Below are 852 nucleotides of genomic sequence, written 5' to 3'. Positions count from 1 at the left end.
CGGGCGCCGGCGCGGTGGCTGCACCGCTTGCGGCGTGATCGTGCGAATTGACGAGGCGACGGACGTCACGGTCGGCGACGGTCGGCGGCGCGCTGACGACGCTCGGCCGGCGGCGGCGCTCGGCGGCCGCGAGACGTTCCTTCTGCTCCTCGGGGAGTTGCTGGTACGCCTTCCAGGCCCGCTCGCGCGCCTGCGCGGACAGCTCCTTCGCACTCTGGTAGTTCTCGCGCGCGACGCGGCGCTGTTCGGGCGTCATCCGCGCCCATTCGGTCATCCGGTCCTGCAGGCGCTTTTGATCATCGGGCGTCAACTTCGCGAAACGCGACGCGATCTTCAGCCATTTGCGCTTGCGTGCGTCGCTAAAGCCATCCCACTGGTCGGCGAACGGCGCGAGTGCCGCGTGTTGCGCCGGCGTGAGGCGCGCCCAGGACAGCGGGCCGGACGCGGCCGGCAGCGGCAGGGGCAGCGGAGGGAGTTCGGTGGTCAGCCCGGTCGCGGCCGATGCGGGCGCGGCAGGGCTGTTGGCCGCGGCGGTGGGCGTCGCGGGGGCCGGGTGGAATCGTGGGTACGTGGCGACGTAGGAAACGGCGATCGCGATTACGCATCCGAAAAATACGGCCAGGCCGCGCTTCTGACTCACCCGTGCGATCCCCTCGTTATTGTCTGTTAGTGCGCACGCGACAGATACGCGTTGAACCCGTGATCGAGATACGCGTTGAGCGGCAGGTCGTCGCTGAGCATCGCCGCGTCGATGTCGGCGAGTTCGGCGGTGCGCTGCATGTCTTCCCAGTAGGCGATGCCGACGAGCCCCGCGAGCAGCAGCGCCAGCGGCCACGCGCGCAGCAGGCGGCG

The 852-nt window shown here is 70.3% G+C and carries 2 protein-coding genes; both read right to left on the bottom strand.

The window, feature by feature from the left end:
- The coding region (locus tag DPV74_RS41600) for a DUF3106 domain-containing protein (RefSeq protein ID WP_119339299.1) at window positions 1–640 on the bottom strand (640 nt) is incomplete at its 3' end.
- Between the two features lie 26 nt (window positions 641–666).
- A partial coding sequence (locus DPV74_RS41595) for a DUF3619 family protein (RefSeq protein ID WP_119339298.1) occupies window positions 667–852 on the bottom strand: 186 nt, incomplete at its 5' end.

The organism is Burkholderia sp. HAN2018, from assembly GCF_024704855.1.
GTDB lineage: Bacteria > Pseudomonadota > Gammaproteobacteria > Burkholderiales > Burkholderiaceae > Burkholderia > Burkholderia cepacia.
Note: the sequence above shows the minus strand (reverse complement) of the source record. Positions and strands in the feature narration are given on the sequence as shown.